Source organism: Fulvivirga marina, assembly GCF_016775155.1.
Classification (GTDB): Bacteria; Bacteroidota; Bacteroidia; order Cytophagales; family Cyclobacteriaceae; genus Fulvivirga; species Fulvivirga marina.
Genome location: NZ_JAEUGD010000066.1, coordinates 911457 through 926016, shown reverse-complemented (window position 1 = coordinate 926016; position 14560 = coordinate 911457). Strand labels below are relative to the sequence as shown.

The following is a 14560-nucleotide window of genomic DNA, read 5'->3' as shown; positions in this document are numbered from 1 at the left end:
GAATTAAATAGGAGTACTTTGGGGCGTAGTTAATATTAAACATGCAGGGAGTATCCTCTATTAAAACTGAGAGTGGTCTATGAAAGAAGCTGCTGTAGAAGAGCGCGTTGATAAGCAGGTGAAATGCTACCATTGTGAGGAGGAATGTCGCAATGACCATATTATCTTTGATGATAAAGATTTTTGCTGTGTAGGTTGCAAAACCATATATGAGTTGTTTCAAACAGATGACCTGCGCGAGCTTTATGAAACCCGGAATAAGTCTAAACCACATCTCGTTGGTAGGTACGATTTTTTAGAAAATAAGGAGATCAGAGATAAGCTATTGAGCTTTCAGTCTGAGGGTTATAATCTCATCCAATTATCACTTCCTGATATCCATTGTAGCTCGTGTGTGTACGTTTTGGAAAATCTGGCAGATTTTCACCCGGGAGTTATCCAGTCTTCAGTCAATTTTTTAAAGAAAACTGCAGAGATCAGGTATAACCCTACGGTTATCCAACTGCCAGAATTGGCGGCACTGCTATCTTCAATAGGCTATCCGCCACAGTTTGATACTGAAGGTAATGATAATAAAAAGAAAAAGACCAGTTCTGCACTATCAGTGAAAATAGGTGTAGCGGCATTCTGTTTTGGTAATATAATGTTGCTAAGCTTTCCTGAGTATCTTGGTATTGATGAGTCAATGGATGACTCATTCAAAAAGTTTTTTGCCTATCTCAACATAGTTTTGGCTTTGCCTGTATTGCTATACTCTGCACGAGATTACTTTATTTCAGCTTATAAAGGTTTAAGTAGCGGCTTCGTTAACATAGATGTTCCCATTGCTCTTGGTGTTGTGGCGTTATTTGGTCGTAGTCTTTATGAAATACTTACGAAAACAGGTGCAGGTTATCTGGACTCGTTAGGAGCTTTAGTATTCTTTCTACTCATAGGTAAATGGTTTCAAAGTAAAACTTACGAAAACCTTTCGTTTGAGCGTGACTATAAATCGTATTTTCCTCTGGCAGCCACCAGGGTAGAAAATGGTGTGACTACCACTGTACCCATTGCAGATCTGAAGGCAGGTGATGAAGTCGTAATCAGGAATCACGAAATAATACCCGCTGATGCCGTATTACTAAGTCAAAGAGCCAATATTGATTACAGTTTTGTGACAGGGGAGGAAAAACCTGTAGTTATGAAGGCAAAAGACCAGCTTTATGCAGGGGGGAGACAAATAGGAGAGCGTATTACAGTGAGAATTGCTAAACCCAGCTCACAGAGCTATTTGACCTCCCTATGGAATAACCATGCCTTTAAGGTTACAGATGAGCTGGGAACCGAAGAAATAACCAATCGAATAAGTAAATATTTTACGTTTATCATTTTGGCCATAGCCCTGGTGGCAACGGTATTCTGGTATTTTGTCAATCCGGATAATATGTGGCAGGTTGCAACGGCCATACTCATTGTAGCATGTCCCTGTGCCCTGGCTCTTTCAGCACCATTTACCAACGGTAATACCATACGTGTTTTTGGGCGCAATAGGTTTTACCTTAAGTCTGCCCCAACAGCGGAGAAACTAAACGCGATAGATACGATTGTATTTGACAAAACAGGTACCCTGACGGAGAGCGGGGAAGGTAAAGTTAAATTTTTTGGAAAAACTCTTACCGAAGAGGAAGGTGGTATGGTCAGAAAGTTGGTGGAAAACTCCATTCACCCAGTAAGTCAAAAGATTAAAAAGAGCCTGAAAGATACTGGTTTTACCATATCTGATTTTAAGGAAATTCCTGGTAACGGGCTTCAGGGTACGGTCAACGGACATCTGCTGCGGCTAGGTAAACCCAGCTATATTGGTATGGATGATGTGAAGGATGAACCAGGAAGGGTTTATCTGGCTATTGATGGTATATCGCGAGGTTACTTTGAGGTAAGAAATCAGTACAGGGAAGGACTAAGTACTTTGGTAGGTCGATTGCAAGGGTATAAATTAGCCATACTTTCAGGAGATAACGACCATGAGCGCTCGCAACTAGAGGAGGTATTTACAGGCAAAACAGAGATGAGGTTTCGACAACAGCCTCAGGATAAGCTTGATTACATCAAGCAATTGCAGGAAAAAGGGCATAAGGTAATGATGCTCGGTGATGGGCTTAATGATGCAGGTGCTCTGAAGCAAAGCGATGTAGGGATTGCAGTTACAGAGGATGTTTCCTCCTTTTCCCCGGCGTGTGATGGTATTCTTGAGGGTGGACATCTCAAGCATTTGGCAACGTACCTAGACTACGCAAAGTATGGTAAGAACATTATTATCGCCAGTTTCGTTATATCATTCCTATATAATGTAGTTGGATTAACATTTGCCATTACCGGAGTACTTACTCCGATATTTGCTGCCATTTTAATGCCATTGAGCAGTATATCAGTAGTTGCATTTGCTACTTTTACTGGTAATTATTTTGCACATAAAAAACATTTATTCTAATGTCAGTAATATTCATTTTGATCATAATAAGTATGGTAGTTGCCGGTAGCTTTCTGGCTTTGTTTATCTGGGCAAACAAAAGTGGTCAGTTTGATGATACGGTAACCCCATCTATGCGAATGCTTTTTGAAGATAAAAAGAAGAAAAAGTAGTAAAGCGATTGATTTATAGAATGATCTCTGTCTTTCCATATCACTAAATATAGTGATTGATCATATTCCCATTTTATGGTGATGCATCGCGCATGTGCAATACCTTTCTTTGTAACTGTAAAATCGACCATATAGGTGTCGAGGTCGTTAGGTTAAGAGAGGGGTGTGTTGAGCCTCTCTCTATTCCTGCAGAAAAGAAACATTAACTTAATAAACATTACCAAAATGATTTACGGAATTACATTAATGATCCTTGGGGTTTTGGCTTCACCAAACCTGCTTTTAGCAAAAAAGCCAAACGCAAAAGAAATTCTTGATAAAATCACTCCTTATCAGGGATGGATAGGCCTTGTGTTCTGCTTCTGGGGTATTTGGGGGGTAATTCAGGCAGTATTAAATATGGGTTTACTTACAAACTGGCCTATATGGTGGATCACCTGGTTGGCAAGCAGTCTGGTCGAAGCTGTTCTCGGCTTTATTTTAGGATATGGAATGATTAGTAAGCTTTTACTTTCAAAAAATGAAGAAGCTCTGAAAAAGGGAGAACAACTGTTGGCAAAGCTGGCACCTATTCAAGGTAGACTGGGATTAGCGGGTATTGTAGTTGGCGTATGGGTAATTGTGGCCGGTATCCTATTCTACGTATAAGTAATAGCCATAAACTAGGTTGTATCGCAGTCACTCGGGGAAACACTTGGGTGGCTGTTTTTTTATCCCCAAGTATTAGTGACAGTGACAGGAACACTGGGAGTTGACTACTGAGTACCGAACACCAATCCAATTAATCTAGATAACTGAAAACCAACACCAAAACCGATTAATACTTAGGACAGGGCCTGAGCCCCATTGCAAGGAGACTGTTTCCTCCTTCGGTTGCATATGAGACCAATTACTGGATCACCAAATACCCATCACGCAATCCCCTCCTCAAGGGCATACTTTACGAGACCAGCTGTATTTTTTAAGCCCAGCTTCGACAACAAGTTTTTTCTATGTGAATTAACAGTATGCTGACTTATAAATAGTTTTTCAGCAATTTCCTGAGTGGTGTTTTGTGCTACAATAAGCTTAAGAATTTCAATTTCTCGTCTGCTAAGAGGAGGTTCTTCGTTTGATTTGCTTTGACGGGCAAACATGCTGTTGGTATATTTTTCTTTTACCTCTTCGGAGAAGTAGTTTTGCCCTTTGGCTAGTGAGTAGACAGCTTCCAATAGCTCACTTTTATCTGCATTTTTTAATAAATAGCCATTCACATCATCCTGGATCAGTTTATTGATGGTTTTAGGGTCACTATGTGTGCTGAGCACCATGGTTTTTATGTGCGGGTAGCTGTCTTTGATGAGTTTATTCAATTCTATACCATCCATCCCAGGCATGCTAATGTCCATGATCACAACATCTACTGTGTTAGATTCCAGAAACTCCAGGGCTTCCTTTCCATTTTTTAAGGTTCCGGTGAGGTGGACATCTTGAATGTTTGCAAGCAAGGCGGCAAGTCCTTCCAGAAACATATGGTGGTCATCAACAATGAGTATATTTATTTTCTCCATTTTCTTCTTTAAATTAAATGTCAACAACAGGTATGGTAATATCTACAATAGTACCTCTATTAATAGTCGTGTCGATATTGATTTCCCCATCAAGTAATTTCACTCTTGAGTGAATATTGTTTAAGCCTATTCCGCTTGAAGTTGCTGAAGCATCAAAGCCAACTCCATTATCTTCAACCATTAAATTGAGGCTTTCATTCAGTTTGGTGAGTTGTATGTCGACCTGATCAGCCTTGGCGTGCTTAATGATGTTATTCATCAACTCCTGAATAATTCTGTACACTTCTGTTTTGATCTGGTTTGGCAACTTGTTTAGCTCAGTCTGTGGGTGATATCCGAAGTGTATTTCGAATAGATGGCTTCTTTTCAAATCATCCAGATAATTTTTTATCAATTCGATGAACTCATTCTCCATTATTTTTGGCGGAATCAAATGGTGAGAAAGTGTGCGGACTTCATGGTAGGTTTCATCAATATTTCGGATCACTTTATTTAGTTCCTGATTTTGTTCTTTGCCTGACAAGTTAGCGAGTACCAGCTTGATTCCCGCCAAGTTACCGGCTACGCCGTCATGAAGTTCCTGGGCTATCCTTTCACGCTCTTTTTCTTGCCCCTCAATGTTAGCTTTTATCGATTTGATTTCATTTTCCCTGATAAGCTCCATTTTTTTTTGTTCACTAAGTTCTTTGGTCTTAATGGAAAGCATTATCTGGGCTTTTATTTTTTGCTGATAGTTGATGAGGATTATAACGGACACGATGAGGATCAGTGCTGCGCCTACTATGGCTACATTTTGAGTTAGTGACTGGCGTTCTAAAGTTGCTTCTTGCAATTCTTTTTCCTTTTGAAGGATCTCAATCTCTTTTAGCTGTTTCTCAGCGTCATATTTAGCAAGCAGTTCTTCGGTTATTCTGTTCTTTTCATGTGTAAAAAGGCTGTCCTTTAGCTTTACATGTATTAGGACGTGGTCCAGGGCTTGTTTGTATTTCTTTGCATCCTTGTATACAAAAGCCATGTTGGCATGGATAAGGTGTTGTGATGAGTAATTGGTTTCTTTTCCTATTTTCAGGCTTTTTTCAAAATAGTTGATAGCGCTGTCATATTGTAGCATATACCAGTGCAGGAGGCCTGTGCGGTTATATGTAACCATGAGACCTTTTTTTAAATTTAGCTGTTCCTGTTTCTTCATGATTTCATGGGAATACTTCAGGGCCAAGGAATACTTTTCAAGATCCATGTAGATGCTTATGGCAATGCCCAATGGGATAAGTTCACAAGTTATGTCGCCCATCTCATAGCATATATTCAAACTCTTTTCTATATACTGTAGAGCGTGGTCATATTTTTTTTGATTTCGATAGACCAGGCCAATGTTGCTGAGTAAGATGGATGTTATGCTTTTATCAGGTGCCATTTCGAGACAACGGGTAAAATACTCGATGGCTTTGTCATAATGCTGCTGGTCCAGGTATACAGAGCCTATATTATTGGTCAGGTTAATGATTTCGTCAGACCAGTTGATCTGCTCAGCCAGCTTGAGTGCTGAAATATAAAACCTTAAAGCTTGTTCACGATGACCGGAATATTGATATAGCCGACCCAGGTACCGGTTGCTACGAACGCTGCCCCGCTGGTCATCGAGTTTATCATACAATTGTAATGCAGTATTTAGATTATTACGGGCGGGGTCGAAATCTCCATTAATAGTGTAAGCGGCACCTAGTAAGTAGTGACTTCGGGCCAAACCAGAGGTATAGTTGCCTTCTTTACTGAGCAGGAGGGCAGAGTCAGCATAAGTGATAGTGAACTCGGTTGAAGAAGAAAGCTGTTCTTCGGCCAACGAGAGTAATGAGTCTATTTGGTGCTGTGATTGATCATTTTTGTCGGACTGTCCATAGCAGGTAACAGGGAAATATGATAAGAAGATCAGTGTGATAATATGAAAGGTAGGGATTAAAGTATGTAATGTTTTCATTTCAGGAATTTAGCAGCAACTTATACCTAACCGTGCAATTTGTATTCCTTGCATAATTAAGAAAATAGTTTTTGATCATAATCACTAAATGTAGTGAATTATAGTTTTCACTTCTTATGGTGATTCCCCCGAAATGTCAGTGTGCTAGTTTTGTGAAGGTCATTTAAAGACCATTGATACATATTATTTTGGTAGTGAGCCTCACTATTCTGTTTTAGTCAGGTTCGACTGCTTATATGAAATCTTATAATTCAACAACTATTTAAGCAAAACTTAAGATGAAATTTGAAAAGAATTCCTTAGCTCGAATAATCAGGGTAGGGTTAGTAGGTATTGCCTGTTGTTTTTATTCAGAGCATACCATGGGGCAATATTACCCTCCCAGCTTTGATAAAAGTTCGCTAAATGGCACCAATGGTTTTATTATCCATGGGTTGGATGCTGATAATAAACTAGGAAACGAAGTGTCTTTTATAGGTGATATTAATAATGACGGAATTGAAGATATTGCCGTTGGTAGTGGTAATGAGCAAGTAGGGACATTTGAACTTGCAGGAAGGGCTTATATTATATTTGGTCAGTCAGGCAGCTTTCCATCACCTTTTGACCTAACCTCGCTTGACGGTACCAATGGGTTCATTGTTGAAGGGGTAGCTTATGATACCAGGCGAGGATCGACTATTGCAGGACCGGGAGATATCAATGGAGATGGTATAGACGATGTAATAATTGGTAGCAGTAATCAAGATGCTGATGAGATTGTATTATATGGTTCTTCTAGTTTTCCTTCCAAAATTACAGTTAATGATATAAATGGTACCAACGGTTTCCTAATAGATACTCCGGGTAGCAATCAGGTAGATGCTCTTGGAGATGTAAATGGAGATAATATCCCAGACTTTATTATCGCTACTCCTCACTTTTCCTATCAGTCATGGATTGTATTTGGAAGGTCGAGTAATTTCCCTGCAAGTATAGGTATCTCCTGGATGGACGGCGTTAATGGCTTCAGGACGGATCGGTTTGTAGGAAGCAGACCATCTTATAAAGTTGGCGGAGCAGGGGATATCAATAAGGATGGTTATAATGATATACTTATAGGGAACTGGTCTATTAGCGGGCATACTGCGGAAATTAGCTATGTCTTATTTGGTAAAGGTACCCCATTTGATCCATTAGTGGATATTGAGACCGTTGATGGTTCCGATGGATTTCTTATTGATAATACGGATGGTGTTTCAATAACCTATGTAGGACCACTGGGAGATATCAACGGAGATGGTATTGACGACTGTTATTCTGAGAATAACGTGATCTTTGGGTCTACCAGCCCTTTTCCGGATAGTTTAATGATGAGTGATTTCAACGGAACCAATGGGTTTGTTTTGGAAGGTTCAGTTATATCTGCCTCTTCAACCGGCGATTTGAATATGGATGGAATTGATGATTTCATTGTATCTACCTGGACCGGCGATTATGTTGTATATGGAAAGAGTACAGGCTTTACGGCTTCATTTGATCTTGCGGCTGTTGATGGTATTAATGGTTTTAAAATTGAGGATATCAGCAATACCAGAATAGGGCAGCCCATTGCAGGAGGTGGGGATGTTAACGCGGATGGTTTAGAAGATTTCATTTTTGGTAATGTAAAAAGCAACACCGCTACGGGTGAGGTTTATGTTGTATTTGGAGGAGACCATTATGCTATTCCTTTAAATAGCAATTATCCAAAGGCGATTCATGAAACATCAACCGGCTTTACTCTTCAGGTTAGTGGACAGGAAACAGGTAAAATATATTATGCGGTTTTTAATGATGGCTTACCAACCATTTCTGACCATAGTGTCATTTTCTCCGGCTCAGGTGCTGTAGTCAATGGGAGTTTTCCTATTAATGCAGTAAATTCTGTAATATCAGATATGGTTAGTGGTCTTAGCCCTATCACAACTTATGATGTATATCTTTATTTTGAAGATGCCTCAGGTAATATGGGGGAGATATACCTTTTAAGTGATGTAACCACACTCGAGTTTGATGATACTGAAGGACCTGCTATCACTTGCCCGCCGAATCAGTTGTTGGGCTGCAATACGGTGATACCTAATTATACCGACTTAGTCATTGTATCGGACGATCATGACTCTTCCCCGGAAATAAGTCAATCCCCTAAGGCGGGCGCTATGTTTACACCGGGGATGCTCATTACATTTACTGCTACGGATTATTCTGGCAATTCCAGTACGTGCAGTTTTGAGGTTAATGCACATTCTGTAAAGGTACTCGATGCAGGTGCAGATGTAGAAATCCAGAAAGGGGATAGCATCACATTGACACCTACAGTTCAAAATAGTAATTCTGGTCAATTTTTATGGGAGCCATCGCTTGGCCTGAACCGCAATGATATAGCTAACCCCAAGGCTTTTCCAGAAAAGACCACGACCTATACTCTTACTTATATTAATGAGTATGGGTGCGAGAGTCAGGATGAAGTTACAATTGTGGTGACAGACGCACCGGCAAAGCATGAATTTGAAATAGCCAAAAAATATGGGATTTCACCTGATAATGATGGAGTTAATGATTCCTGGATACTTGAAGGGATCGAAAACTATCCAGATAATAAGGTCAGGATATTTAATAGGTGGGGGAACCTCGTCTTTCAGGTGGAGGGATATAATAATACTACACGAAATTTCAAAGGGAGGGCAAACCGGCTCTCTTCACTAGGATCGGGCCAATTGCCGGAAGGCACCTATTTCTTCACCCTGCAGCTTTCAGAAGGGGAAGATGAGCTCAAGGGTTTTATTGTAATTAAAAGATAGTACAAAAAATTGAAATAACAGACTATGAAAATTACCGCTATATTGAGTATTGTAATTTTGATGAGTTTTTCTGCCCTTGCGCAGCAACAGCCTTCTTTTTTACAGTATACTTATAATACGATATCAATCAACCCAGCTTATGCAGGGTACCACAACAATCTGGCTTTTAACTTTTCAGGAGCAGGGCAGCACCTTGATATGGAGGGGGGGCAGCGTACTACGTCTTTTTCAGTGCACGGTCCGATTCCGGATAAAAAAATAGCTGTCGGAGGTGTCTTTATCAATGATAAAATAGGAGTGACCTCTACGAATAGTGTTTTTGGAACTTATGCTTATAATTTTATCTCGAGACAAAGAAATTCATATACTTCATGGAAAGATAACCCTCATGTTTTATCCGTGGGTCTTCAGGCTGGTGCCACCTTTTATAACGAAGACCTTACATCACTAAGAGCACCAAATGATCCTAAGTTTGATCAAAATGTAAATGAGGTGGTGCCGACTTTCGGCGCGGGCATATATTATAGCAGGAATACGGTCTACATAGGCTTTTCTGTGCCACGGCTTTTGGGTAACTCTTTTGGTGATAACATTACCACGAAAAGGCACTATTATTTGAATGCGGGAAAGCAGTTTAAGGTGGGAGAAAACTCACGGCTCAACCTTAGTTCTTTAGCCAAATTTGTGAATGGATCCCCTATACAATATGATGTGCATGGTGCCTATAATTGGTATGGTAAATTCAGTCTTGGAGCTGGTTATAGTTCTCTCTCCACTTTAAATTTTTCTACAGGTATACGTGTCGGGGGGGCTTTTACCATGACATATTTTTTCGGCTTGCCTATTCATGATAATTCAGACATTTCATCAGGGAAGCATGAATTTATGTTAAGCTATGTGCTTAAAAAAAATAAATCTTGAATTAAGAAAACCTAAAATCAAAAAAAGCTATCACTAATTATAGTGATTTTGACCTTTCACTTGTAATGGTGATGTATAAGGTTGAGTGGCATGCTTTCTTTGTAGGAGAATAATAATTGAAAAACAAAAACTATTTTAAAACTAATGAAAAATCTATCCCTTAAAAGTGGCCTTGCATTAGCAGCACTTTTGCTAGCATTTGGAGTAAATGCTCAAAAGCTTGACAAGTTTGGCAGTACTGTTGAAAAGAAAATTGGACCCAAGACTATTAAAGTGCCTTACACTGATGTGATCAGCTATTTGGGCTACGCTGAGCCGGGTAATGAGGATGAAGTGAAAGACGGTAAAAAATTCTATTATATCTATGTATGGGTACCGGCAGTAGCTCCTGAATTAGGTGTAAGAATGCTTTCTCCATTGACTGACTATAAAAACAAGAAGGCTATCCAATCTGCCGAATACAAAGAGCATAAAGGTTCAAGTGATTTCTTTGATACTTACATAACGTTAGAGCGTTCTTCTATTGTAAGTAAAGATGACATCAGTGCTGACGCTGTTAAAAGTGCTAAATGGGTAGTGTTAGAGCGTAATGATGATAGCGGTGAAATGCCAAAAGATCCTGAAGGTCGTAACTACAACTCTTTGTTACGTTACAAAAGTGTAGCAAGCAACCCTGAACAAGCTTTGACAGTAGGTTTGTACCGAGTTGGATTTACTACTTTCAAAGTAGGAGAGGTGAAAGGAACATTCCTTGCAGAAGTTGCTGCTCCTGTAAAATTACCTGGTGTTGCTATGGCTAAATCTATCGATGAGCTATTGAAACAATTGAATCAATAATCAACGACTGAATAATGAATGTGTCAGGAATATGCCTGACACATTTACTTTTTAATCCATTAAGAACCTAAATACCTCACTTAAATTTTTCTATCAACATTAAAGTATAAGTAATGACAAATACGACAAGTAATTCGGCAGTAGAAGAGTCTCAGTTGGCACCAGTATGTAACGAACCTAATCAACCAGGTTATTTTGTATACGTAGATGAAAAATATTACTTTATCGACCCCTATCATATACAGTGGGAATTTGGGTTTCATAAATTGCAAAACCTAAAATATGCACCGGTTGAAGGTCAGGATTTTAAAGTTATTGTAAACCTTCCTAACTGGGCTCCTAATCATGCCGCATTTTTTGCCCAACCTATCGAAATAGTAAATCATGATTATACTACCCCGATAGAGCCCAAAGTAACTGTTAATAATTTTAACAGGATTGAATTAACTTTTGATAAGCTAAAACAAGGACAGCTTTTGATCATCCGGGATCAAACTAACTTATACGGCATAGGTATAGGTAGTATTTCTGGTAAGCTGGTGGACCTATTTAATACTACAGATAGACCTTCTCATGCTGTATTAGGTAATTTGAAGGATGCCTTAAAGTCATTTCCAAACAATGTCCAATTGAAAGAGCTATTGGGGGTATGGGAAGAAAAATATGTTGTAGAGAAGAGCGAAAAGACATGGGCCACGGTACTTGAAAAATGGGAGACGTATAAGAGAGAAGAGGAGAGAGGTTCTAAGAAAGTTTTTGCCAACGATGTAGAGCATGAAATTGAATATTACCTGTCTTTAGCAGATAATCAGCCAAATAAAGGCGAGGCTGAATCAATTTTAGAGAAAATAGAAGTATTTAGAAATACCAAAGTGGATTTGGGTCCAAAAAGGCTTCCTGGGAGGGAAGAACTTAGCGGTCGGGTAACTTGCTATAGAGGCTATGGTTCTATGGATTTATTTATCACTATGGTAGAGGTTGGCAGTAAAGGGGATGTTCTTTTACGATTTAGAGGACTTCCTAACGAGGCTGATGGAGTGGTATATCTTCATAAAAAGGCTATTCAAAATGAGTCAACCGGATCTTATATACTACAGTCTTCTGAAATTAATGGTGATAACTGGAACACTTTGAGCTACGAGAATGATGGATGGGGCGGAGGCCGTTTGTTTGTGTATCCGCCCTTGGTAAATCAGGCTATTGATATAGCTGTAGACCACAGAGCGGAAGGTGTGGAAAGTCCTGATGAGATGTATGATGATTATTGCAATAGGGTGAAGTAATCAATTTGTTCTGTTTATAGAGTGAGGTGCGCCGGGAATTTGATTTTCGGTGCATTTCTGTTTTAGAAGGACAGTGTATTTCTATAACTCTATAGGCCATAAATAATACTCAGTTTTCTTTATTTCAATAATATAATGGTGAGTTCGGGAAGGCGACGGATCATTTTGTTCTTCAGCCCCCTTTCTCGTCTAATTTAGGAGAGGGCTTCAAAAGAGGTCAAACATGTTATTCATGGGCGTTGACTCTGAAACTGATACTCCTGAGCGGTTAAAATCTTCTGCCGTTGAAAATAATGATGATCAATGGCTTTTCCTCTGGGTTACAGAAGAGAGTACAAGGGAGTTTGCAGCTGTACTGCGGTCAAGTATAAAAAGATCTCACCCATGGATTTCAGCCATTCCAACATCATTAGTGTTTAACCAGGAAGGAGAGCTGGTACATCAGCCAGAAGGACTGGGGTGGATAATAAGGAAACAGAGGAAGCAATCATTGAACTTGCCCATTAAAGGATGAAGTATTTTTATCATCGAGGTCGATGAAATAGGCAAGGAACGTGATTAAACTACTTCTGACCTGTCAAGTGAATAGATGGCAGACCCAACTTTATTCAGTTTTGCAATCAGAGAGTCGCTTCCCTTGTCTATTACCTCTTTTCTTTCCATATGGGATATCGGTACCATCCATAGAAAATTAACCCTGGAGTTGCGGTATTGCCCCAGTTCAATTTTGGGGAGAGCTCCTAGTTTATTGGTCAATAATACACTGTTAAATTTCTTAGAGTTTAAAGGTTGGAAATTTATGGTATGACCTTCTCCCAAAAAAGTGATATTATCCCAAGGAAGTGAAGATTGGCCGCTAATCCATTCGGCTATACTTTGCAAATCATCCTCCTGTAGTTGCGAGTCTAAAATAATCCCTAATTCAATGCGGTTATATTCCAATCGGTCATCAACGTATATTTCAACGGATGGCATGGGTATTAGAGAAAGCCCTACAGTGGCGAATACGGTTTTTGAAGCCCCGTTTCTCAGGTATAACCCTTTTGGTGGCCATTGGTTACCATCGATGGCGTAATATTTATCATTTTTACCCAACAGCTCTTCGTATACTTCAAGTATTCTGGGTTGCTCAAGTCTGAAGGGGTTTAGCTCACTACTCCAGGAAAACCAACACGAAATGGCCTGTTCCACTCGTTCAGGCAATTCGTTAGCCTTTGTTATTTCCCAGGCCAGGTATCCGTTGCCTTTACAGTCTCTTGCATACCCGGTAAATCCTTCCAACCCTGACCATGATGGGATGATGGCTAATATTTCTTTTTTCAGGAAAAGTGCAGCTGCATCACCTTCTTCAAGCCAAACAAGGCTCAGGTCGCTTGCCTTTAACTTTTCCTGGCCATCAGGGAATTTACAATATTGCTTAGGAAGCATGGGGGGAATCCCTTTATTTATCAGCTTGGTTTCAGGTTCGTCAGGGGCATGTGTTAAATTTCTTATCCAGCATGATTTGACACCAAAGCTTGTTTCGTCTGCTCCCCACAAATAAAAGTATGCAACACGATCATCTTGTTCTACAATTGCTTTGATAGGGCATAATGGAGACTCCTCTTCCAGGAGAACTTCGGGCTCTTTAATGGCCTCCTTTGATGAGAAGATTTTCTTTATAAAACTCATTGCTTATGGTATAGGTTGTAATTTATTTAGATTGTTCATGTTTTTTGATTCCCTCAGTCCAGGCGGAAGACACAAAGTATGGATCTATGCTGTTGCTGAAAATTCCATACATCAATGTGGTGTCATTAGAACTGACAGTTAACCACGCCCCGCTATTAATGGAAAGGAGGTATTTTTTAGTATTTTGAACTAGTTCCCCTGTTACCCGGCAGGGAAGGTGTTCAAACTTATAATGCCACTTAGGGCCGTCTATTTCCTTTGCATTGCCAATGATTACCCTTACTTGTTTTTCCGTCAGATTCCATGTGCTGCACATAGTTGTATCGTTCATGGATGATGGAGAGTCATTTTTCTTTGTCAGGTTTTTAATCTTATACTCCCTTTGCCGATCGAAAAATGAGTTAGTTTTTCTTTTGCGGCTAAGGTAAATGGTGGCATTGCTGTTGTTAGGGAGTGTTACTTTTTCAGTAAAATACTCTTGGTGTGAGAAATATAGAGTAACCTCATCGCATGATTGAGCAACCTCTCTAAAATCAAATTTCCCATACTTTTTAGTGAAGATTTTCTGGTTAAAAGGTTTGTCCAGGTCAGTAGTATCTGTTTGACCAATGGCAACATTTTGTATTGGAAGTTTGGAAGCTTCGTCCAATACAACCCCTGATATCTCATATTGGCAGTCACATCCTGTCAGTACCAATACGACAAGCAAGCTTAAGATGCTATGGAAAGGTTTCAAAATGATCAATGTTCACTTTTAAATTATTATCTCCATGGCCTGTACATTTCAATTAAGCAGAGCTGGCTTTTAAGCCAGCCGTCACTTTTAAACTCAAGGTGGTGCTAAAAGTTTAGAATGACGACTATATTTGCTTATAATAC

The 14560-nt window shown here is 39.6% G+C and carries 12 protein-coding genes; 8 read left to right on the top strand and 4 right to left on the bottom strand.

Features of this window, described 5'->3' with window-relative positions; genetic code table 11:
• Positions 1-79: 79 nt before the first annotated feature.
• From JMN32_RS23930 to JMN32_RS23920, 3 genes are all read left to right on the top strand, one after another.
• Positions 80-2470 carry a heavy metal translocating P-type ATPase gene (locus tag JMN32_RS23930; protein ID WP_202858912.1) on the top strand — a complete coding sequence of 797 codons (2391 nt, stop codon included), beginning with the start codon at positions 80-82 and terminating at the stop codon, positions 2468-2470.
• Positions 2470-2622, top strand: a complete 153-nt coding sequence (ccoS, locus tag JMN32_RS23925) for a cbb3-type cytochrome oxidase assembly protein CcoS (protein WP_185155964.1) — start codon at positions 2470-2472, stop codon at positions 2620-2622. Before JMN32_RS23930 ends, ccoS begins: the two co-directional genes overlap by 1 nt.
• A gap of 225 nt (positions 2623-2847) precedes the next feature.
• Positions 2848-3270: a hypothetical protein gene (locus JMN32_RS23920; protein ID WP_202858911.1), complete on the top strand. Its 423-nt coding sequence runs from the start codon at positions 2848-2850 to the stop codon at positions 3268-3270.
• A gap of 263 nt (positions 3271-3533) precedes the next feature.
• Here the strand turns inward: JMN32_RS23920 and JMN32_RS23915 are convergent, their stop codons facing one another.
• Both JMN32_RS23915 and JMN32_RS23910 read right to left on the bottom strand, forming a co-directional pair.
• Positions 3534-4172: a response regulator transcription factor gene (locus JMN32_RS23915; protein ID WP_202858910.1), complete on the bottom strand. Its 639-nt coding sequence runs from the start codon at positions 4170-4172 to the stop codon at positions 3534-3536.
• Positions 4173-4185: 13 nt separating this feature from the next.
• Positions 4186-6147, bottom strand: coding sequence for a tetratricopeptide repeat protein (locus JMN32_RS23910; protein ID WP_202858909.1), 1962 nt, complete (start codon positions 6145-6147; stop codon positions 4186-4188).
• Between the two features lie 278 nt (positions 6148-6425).
• Between JMN32_RS23910 and JMN32_RS23905 the strand changes: the two genes are divergently transcribed.
• From JMN32_RS23905 to JMN32_RS23885, 5 genes are all read left to right on the top strand, one after another.
• On the top strand, positions 6426-8969 hold the full coding sequence (locus JMN32_RS23905) for a T9SS type B sorting domain-containing protein (protein WP_202858908.1): 2544 nt from the start codon (positions 6426-6428) through the stop codon (positions 8967-8969).
• 24 nt (positions 8970-8993) lie between these two features.
• Positions 8994-9890: a PorP/SprF family type IX secretion system membrane protein gene (locus JMN32_RS23900; RefSeq protein WP_202858907.1), complete on the top strand. Its 897-nt coding sequence runs from the start codon at positions 8994-8996 to the stop codon at positions 9888-9890.
• A gap of 144 nt (positions 9891-10034) precedes the next feature.
• Positions 10035-10727 carry a Lipl32 family lipoprotein gene (locus JMN32_RS23895; RefSeq protein WP_202858906.1) on the top strand — a complete coding sequence of 231 codons (693 nt, stop codon included), beginning with the start codon at positions 10035-10037 and terminating at the stop codon, positions 10725-10727.
• A 113-nt stretch (positions 10728-10840) separates the two neighbouring features.
• Positions 10841-12010: a hypothetical protein gene (locus JMN32_RS23890; protein ID WP_202858905.1), complete on the top strand. Its 1170-nt coding sequence runs from the start codon at positions 10841-10843 to the stop codon at positions 12008-12010.
• Positions 12011-12242: 232 nt separating this feature from the next.
• Positions 12243-12524 carry a thioredoxin domain-containing protein gene (locus JMN32_RS23885; RefSeq protein ID WP_202858904.1) on the top strand — a complete coding sequence of 94 codons (282 nt, stop codon included), beginning with the start codon at positions 12243-12245 and terminating at the stop codon, positions 12522-12524.
• Between the two features lie 44 nt (positions 12525-12568).
• On the opposite strand, the gene JMN32_RS23880 is transcribed toward JMN32_RS23885, so the two are convergent.
• Positions 12569-13681, bottom strand: a complete 1113-nt coding sequence (locus JMN32_RS23880; RefSeq protein WP_202858903.1) for a suppressor of fused domain protein — start codon at positions 13679-13681, stop codon at positions 12569-12571.
• Between the two features lie 22 nt (positions 13682-13703).
• Complete coding sequence (locus tag JMN32_RS23875) at positions 13704-14426, bottom strand: hypothetical protein (protein WP_202858902.1); 723 nt, start codon at positions 14424-14426, stop codon at positions 13704-13706.
• Between the last annotated feature and the right edge of the window lie 134 nt (positions 14427-14560).

Coding starts and splice junctions, on each gene's coding strand:
- JMN32_RS23930 (WP_202858912.1), top strand. CDS start 80: ATGAAAGAAGCTGCTGTAGAAGAGCGCGTTGATAAGCAGGTGAAATGC.
- ccoS (WP_185155964.1), top strand. CDS start 2,470: ATGTCAGTAATATTCATTTTGATCATAATAAGTATGGTAGTTGCCGGT.
- JMN32_RS23920 (WP_202858911.1), top strand. CDS start 2,848: ATGATTTACGGAATTACATTAATGATCCTTGGGGTTTTGGCTTCACCA.
- JMN32_RS23915 (WP_202858910.1), bottom strand. CDS start 4,172: ATGGAGAAAATAAATATACTCATTGTTGATGACCACCATATGTTTCTG.
- JMN32_RS23910 (WP_202858909.1), bottom strand. CDS start 6,147: ATGAAAACATTACATACTTTAATCCCTACCTTTCATATTATCACACTG.
- JMN32_RS23905 (WP_202858908.1), top strand. CDS start 6,426: ATGAAATTTGAAAAGAATTCCTTAGCTCGAATAATCAGGGTAGGGTTA.
- JMN32_RS23900 (WP_202858907.1), top strand. CDS start 8,994: ATGAAAATTACCGCTATATTGAGTATTGTAATTTTGATGAGTTTTTCT.
- JMN32_RS23895 (WP_202858906.1), top strand. CDS start 10,035: ATGAAAAATCTATCCCTTAAAAGTGGCCTTGCATTAGCAGCACTTTTG.
- JMN32_RS23890 (WP_202858905.1), top strand. CDS start 10,841: ATGACAAATACGACAAGTAATTCGGCAGTAGAAGAGTCTCAGTTGGCA.
- JMN32_RS23885 (WP_202858904.1), top strand. CDS start 12,243: ATGGGCGTTGACTCTGAAACTGATACTCCTGAGCGGTTAAAATCTTCT.
- JMN32_RS23880 (WP_202858903.1), bottom strand. CDS start 13,681: ATGAGTTTTATAAAGAAAATCTTCTCATCAAAGGAGGCCATTAAAGAG.